Source organism: Corallococcus sp. AS-1-12 (genome assembly GCF_020036995.1).
GTDB lineage: Bacteria > Myxococcota > Myxococcia > Myxococcales > Myxococcaceae > Corallococcus.
Genome location: NZ_JAIQDD010000071.1, coordinates 1 through 5,332 on the forward strand (window position 1 = coordinate 1; position 5,332 = coordinate 5,332).

General features: G+C 69.5%; 6 protein-coding genes. 3 read left to right on the top strand and 3 right to left on the bottom strand.

The genetic code is table 11. The features are described from left to right. From K8556_RS38520 to K8556_RS38530, 3 genes are all read left to right on the top strand, one after another. The coding region (locus K8556_RS38520) for an Imm52 family immunity protein (RefSeq protein ID WP_255653334.1) at nucleotides 1–141 on the top strand (141 nt) is incomplete at its 5' end. A 212-nt stretch (nucleotides 142–353) separates the two neighbouring features. Further along, complete coding sequence (locus K8556_RS38525) at nucleotides 354–1,460, top strand: MbnP family protein (RefSeq protein WP_223745125.1); 1,107 nt, start codon at nucleotides 354–356, stop codon at nucleotides 1,458–1,460. Then, nucleotides 1,457–2,527, top strand: coding sequence for a cytochrome-c peroxidase (locus K8556_RS38530; protein WP_223745126.1), 1,071 nt, complete (start codon nucleotides 1,457–1,459; stop codon nucleotides 2,525–2,527). The genes K8556_RS38525 and K8556_RS38530 overlap by 4 nt, the downstream gene beginning before the upstream one ends. Before the next feature lie 129 nt (nucleotides 2,528–2,656). Here K8556_RS38530 and K8556_RS38535 read toward each other — a convergent pair whose 3' ends face one another. The 3 genes from K8556_RS38535 to K8556_RS38545 are packed head-to-tail and all read right to left on the bottom strand — an operon-like array spanning nucleotide 2,657 to nucleotide 5,032. Further along, nucleotides 2,657–3,553 carry an esterase family protein gene (locus tag K8556_RS38535; RefSeq protein WP_223745127.1) on the bottom strand — a complete coding sequence of 299 codons (897 nt, stop codon included), beginning with the start codon at nucleotides 3,551–3,553 and terminating at the stop codon, nucleotides 2,657–2,659. A 58-nt stretch (nucleotides 3,554–3,611) separates the two neighbouring features. Beyond that, nucleotides 3,612–4,724, bottom strand: a complete 1,113-nt coding sequence (locus K8556_RS38540) for a hypothetical protein (protein WP_223745128.1) — start codon at nucleotides 4,722–4,724, stop codon at nucleotides 3,612–3,614. Beyond that, nucleotides 4,721–5,032 (bottom strand): PadR family transcriptional regulator, encoded by a 312-nt coding sequence (locus K8556_RS38545; protein ID WP_223745129.1) that lies wholly within the window; start codon nucleotides 5,030–5,032, stop codon nucleotides 4,721–4,723. Before K8556_RS38545 ends, K8556_RS38540 begins: the two co-directional genes overlap by 4 nt. Nucleotides 5,033–5,332: the final 300 nt, after the last annotated feature.

Genomic DNA, 5,332 nt, shown 5'->3' on the forward strand with positions numbered 1-5,332 from the left:
GAGCCTGTCGAGGACAAGGGCACGTTGATCATCCTGACCCCCGAGCGCTTCACCGTAGCGAACTCTGAGCACATCGCGCTGGCGCGGCGGGTGCGCGAACTGCTGGCCCAGGCAGGGCTCATGCGGTCTGCGGCGTCCTGAGCGAAACCAGGGCGACAGGTGGGTAACCGCGCGTCCTGCGTGAGGTTTCCTGTCGTCCTGGCGAAGGTGACGCTCATCTTCGCCATCCAGTAGCGGGACACCGCGCATCACGGGGGCATGTCTCACGCTGGCGGAGGCGCCGTGCGACGAAACACCGTGCGGCAAATGACCGCATTCGATGAGGGGGGAGTCCCTGGCATGAGTGCCGTGCCATGACCCTTCACTTCCCCTCGTCCATGCCCCGGTTCGTCCGCGCGTGCGTGCTGTCCGCGCTGACCTTCACCCTCATCCCCGCCTGCGGTGAGGACACCTCGTCCAACCCGACGACGCTGTCCGTCACGGAGCGTCAGGAGTTGAACCAGCGGATCTCCGAGCTGGAGGCGGAGGTCACGCGGCTGGAAGGTCAGCTCGCCGAGCAGCAGCAGCAGCGGGGCGCGACGGAGCAGGAGAAGCAGGCCCTGGCCACGGAGGTCGAGGGCCTGAAGCAGCAGCTCGCCGAAGCCCGCGAGCTGCTCGCGTCCCAGGACTGGGATGGCGTGCTCGTGAAGCTGGAGGCGGCGCAGGGCGAGGTGGAACGGCTGAAGGGGGTGCTCGCCGCCACGGATGGCGCCCTGTCGCTCAACGCGGGGCTGGTCTTCGGTAGCGCGCCCTTCGCGCTGGACCAGACCTTCACGACCGCGGGAGGCGACAGCCTCAAGTTCACGGAGCTGCGCTACTGGCTGTCCAACGTCAAGCTGCGCAAGCAGGACGGCACGAAGGTGGCCCTCGCGAACAGCTATCACCTGCTCGAGGTCATCAAGGCACAGGCCGTGGATGGGACGTCGTCCCCCGCGACGCTGCCCGCCAACCGCCGCGAGCAGGTGGACATGGTGGCGGTGCCCGCCGGCGTCTACACGGGCATCGAGTTCAGCATTGGCGTGGACCCCACCTACAACGACGACCTCAGCCGGCAGGCGGGAGAGCTGCACGTCCTCAAGAACATGACGTCCTCCGCCTGGATGTGGTTCACCAGCTACATCTTCACCAAGACGAAGGGCCAGTACGTCAAGGCGGATGGCACCAGCGACACCTTCGCGTGGGAGACGGGCACCAACGCCGACTACCGCACGGTGAACCTGGACTTCACCGCTCCGGTCACCGTCAATTCGCAGAAGCAGGCGAAGGTGAACCTGCGGGCGGACGTGGCCGCGCTGTTCACGTCGCTCAGCCCCCGCACCACGCCCACCATCAACGCGAGCAGCGCCACGGAGCGCGCGACGCTGTCGGATGGCTTCAAGGCCATGTTCTCGGTGGTGTCCGTGGACAACTCCAACCGATGAACCGTCACACGCTCCGGCATGCGGCCTGGGGGCTGTTGACGCTGCTGCTGGGGGCGTGCGGTGGAGGCCCGGAGGCGCTGCCCCCCGGGTCTTCGCCGGAGGTCCTGCCCGTGGGCTTCACCTTCCTGCCCCAGCCCGAGGACAACCCTCTGACCCAGGAGGGCGTCGAGCTGGGGCGGTGGCTGTTTCACGCGCCGCGCTTGTCCGGCAACGGCCAGGTGTCGTGCGCGACGTGCCATGTGCAGGAGCACGGCTTCTCCGACGGCGTGGCGCGCTCCACGGCGGGAGTGACGCAGCATCCCCTCTCACGCCATACCCCTGCGCTCGTCAACCTCGCCTGGATGGAAGGACTCTTCTGGGACGGGGGCGCGAAGAACCTGGAGTCGCTGTCGCTGGCGCCCCTCACGCAAGCGGATGAGATGGGCCAGGCCGACCTGGAGGGGATGATGGCGGGCCTCTCCGCGGATCCAGACGTGGTGCGCCGGTTCGAGGCCGCGTTCGGCCCTGGGGAGCCCACCCTGGGCAAGCTGCTGCGGGGGCTGGCGCAGTACGAACGCACCCTCGTGTCCGCGCGGTCCCGCTATGACCGCTGGCGGCGGGGGGAGCCGGGCGCCTTCTTGACGGAGCAGGAGTCCCGAGGCCTGGCGCTCGTACGGCAGCGCTGCACGCCCTGTCACGACTCTGAACTCTTCACGGACAACGCCTTCCACAACAACGGCCTGGACGAGCGCTTCGGGCAGGGCGAGGACGTGTCGCGCGGACGGGGACGCGTCACGCTGAGGGACGAGGACGCGGGGCGGTACAAGACGCCGACCCTGCGCAACGTGGCCGTCACCGCGCCCTACATGCACGATGGGCGCTTCGCGACGCTGGAGGCCGTCCTCCTGCACTACCGGGGAGGCATGGTGCGCTCCGCGACGCTGGACGGCGCCTTCTTGCGTGAGGGACAGGCCCCCGGCGTGACCCTGGACGACGCGGAGGCGGAGGCGGTGCTCGCCTTCCTCCACGCGCTGACGGACGAAGCCTTCCTCTCGGACCCCTCCCTGGGACCGCCCGACGCGCCATGAGGCGCGAGGGCTCGGGGAGAGGTTCTCCTTGTCGTGCTCGCGCGCTGGCCTCCATCGGCTCTCCATGGCCAGCTCCCGGGCGCCGGGCTTCGCAACCCGCCAGCTCCACCCGCGCGTCCCGCGTCAGGCTCATCTCACGAGGAAGTCGGCCAGCGACGACACGTCTGACGCGCAGTGCCCGCCATAGAGCGGGTGCCACTCGGTCCTGACGCCGCGCTGACGGGCCAGGTCGGCGAGCCGCTCGGTGCCTTCGTAGTTGCCGTAGGCATCGTAGAGGCCGCAGGAGAGGTAGAGCTCCGGATGGTCCGGCCCCGCTTGCGCGGCCAGGTGCAGGGGCGAGACGCGGCGCCACTCGGCTTCGTCCGCCACGTACCCGCGCGCCATCCACCAGACGCCGAACACGATCTTGGGATCGGCCCCGGTGCGCTCCATCGAGGCCTTGATCGTGTCGAAGGAGGAGAACGGGGTGTCGGTGTAGACGCCCGGACAGAGCGCCGCGACCTTCGCGAACCGCTCCGGATGGGAAAGGCCCGCGACCAGGACGTTGAGCCCACCCATCGACTCCCCCAGCAGCATCCGCCGCCGGGGGCGCCCCACCTGCGCTTCAATCGCAGGCAGACGTGACATGAAGTCATCGAGCAGGCCGCTGTCCTGCTGTCTGCCTTTCGGAGTCAGGAGCCACGTCGAGCCGTAGGAGACCGTGACGACCGTGGGAGGCAGGGCTCCGGCGGCTTGCCATCGCGCCTGAAGCATTCCGGTGAAGTAGGTGTCGTCGTTCCAGACGGTCTCGTCGAGGTTGCGCCCGTGGAGGTGATAGACGACGTCGCCGTTGGTGCCCCCGGCGGCCGTGTTGATGCAGTAGCGCAGGGGCCCTTGCGCGTCGCACTGCTGACTCGCGGGCGTGAACGAAGCCCGCTGGTCGCCGCGGCTGCGCGTGAGCCGCGTCCACGTGAACCCGAGCGCGATGACAAGCAGGACAACGGGCAGCAGGTATCGAACCCGCCGTCCAGGGCGAGGCATGGTCATGGTCAGGTCTCCGTTGGGGAGGCGTGCCCGCCGCTGAGAACGGCCTCGTGAATGGCGGCTAGGCGAGCGCGATTCTGGAATGGGTGTCGCGCGAAGCCCGCGGCTCGTCGGTCGGGGCGGTGGCCGGGCTGCTCCGCGCGCTCACCGGCCTCGGCAGGGTCGAAAGGCTCAGGACATAGCCGAGGATCGCGCTGCCGCCGTAGCCCACGACCGGTGTCGGGTGATTGCCAAGCGCGGCGGCGATGATGGCCGCAAGCCAGGCAGTCCCGAAGGCGAGGCAGGTCGCGCGGCCGTCCTCGTCACAGGACCTCCCGATGAGCACGGGGACGAGCAGCAGGGCCGACCCGGCCACGACGGCCAGCCCGGCGAGGGCATGGACCGAGAAGGACGAGAAGAGGACCTGGTCGACGAAGGGGGCGGCGGGGAGCGAGTCGGGGCGCAGCAGCGTCACCCCGAACGCCAGGAGGCTGGCCGTGAACGCCACACACGCCGGCCGGTCCGCGCGCGTCGCCGCGATGGTCGCCAGCGTCGCTGTCATCATGGCCGCCATCGCGCGGTCAGGCTGGAGCGCCATGGCCAGCGCGGCAACGGCGATCCCCGTCGTCGCGAGCGGGGTGCGCGTCCGGGAGAAGCCGGCGAGCATGAGCGGAAGAAGGACAAGGCTCGGTTGCACGATGACACCGCCGAGCCTGACCCAGCGCGCTGCCCCCTCGACGCGGAGGCCGACGAAGGCGGTGGCGAGCAGCAGTCCCGAGAGGCCGAGAATCAGTGCTCCGGACAAATGCCCGACTGCCGCCGGGATGCGGCGGATGAGGGCCCGCAGGAGAAGACCGAGGACGAGCGCGCCAGCGTTGACGCCGAGGTAGCGGACGGGCGCGCCGGCAAGCGTCAGGTAGATGAGTCCCATCGCGACCGCGCCGACCGCGCAGAGCGCACCGGCGGCACGCGGGCCGTGCAGCGCGCTGAAGGGCTGCACCAGGAGCATGCCGAGGGCGCGCGGCGTCAGGCCGAGGACGCTCGCGAGCGCGAACGACAGGGCCTGGGTGTCGTCGGGGATTGCCGCGACCTCGTGGCGGATGGCCAGTCCCCAGTCGCGCAGCCGCGGTGGCAGGAGGAACTCCAGGGCGCGGCACAGCAGGTCCGCGGCAAGTCGTTGGACGCGGACGCTCATGTCGGTACCTCGCGGAGGCCGGAGCGAGCAGCCACCTTGCGGTCTGGCGGATTGTCGCGCGCGAGCTGGACCCCGGTCCGGGTCAGGCGGTAGGCGTGCCGTGGCGGCCGACCGCCCTCGGACGGCTGCTGCCACTCGGCTTCGAGATAGCCCTGGGCTTCGAGGCGGATCAGCAGCGGATAGAGCGTGCCCGACTTCACGCCTGCAAGTCGGCACAGCTCATACCCATGCGACCAGCCTGAGCCTGCATCCAGCAATGCGGCAAGGACGGCGCGGGCGTGACTCGACAACGCGCGGGTTCGTGGCATTGGCTCTAAATCTACCTATGTAGATTTAAAGTCAAGGCCTCCGGAGCCAACCCTGCGGACCTCCGCCATCCAGCAGGCGCCGAGCTGAACGAAACGTCAGACGTGTGGCCTTTGCTCTCCTCGGTGGTGGCTCTCACAGGGGATGCGGATGACGCGAAGTGGAGTTGTCTGGCTGTGGCTGCTGTTGCCGGTCGCCGCATGGTCCGAGGACGTCCCGGAGGTGCCGCCCGTGGAGGAGGAACGGCGCCCACGGGACGAGGCCTGGCGCAACCTGCTGCGCGTGGAGGCGACGTCGTTGTC

Excerpts from the sequence above, each read along its gene's own strand:
- K8556_RS38545 (WP_223745129.1), bottom strand. The coding sequence starts at position 5,032 with ATGCCACGAACCCGCGCGTTGTCGAGTCACGCCCGCGCCGTCCTTGCC.
- K8556_RS38540 (WP_223745128.1), bottom strand. The coding sequence starts at position 4,724 with ATGAGCGTCCGCGTCCAACGACTTGCCGCGGACCTGCTGTGCCGCGCC.
- K8556_RS38530 (WP_223745126.1), top strand. The coding sequence starts at position 1,457 with ATGAACCGTCACACGCTCCGGCATGCGGCCTGGGGGCTGTTGACGCTG.
- K8556_RS38525 (WP_223745125.1), top strand. The coding sequence starts at position 354 with ATGACCCTTCACTTCCCCTCGTCCATGCCCCGGTTCGTCCGCGCGTGC.
- K8556_RS38535 (WP_223745127.1), bottom strand. The coding sequence starts at position 3,553 with ATGACCATGCCTCGCCCTGGACGGCGGGTTCGATACCTGCTGCCCGTT.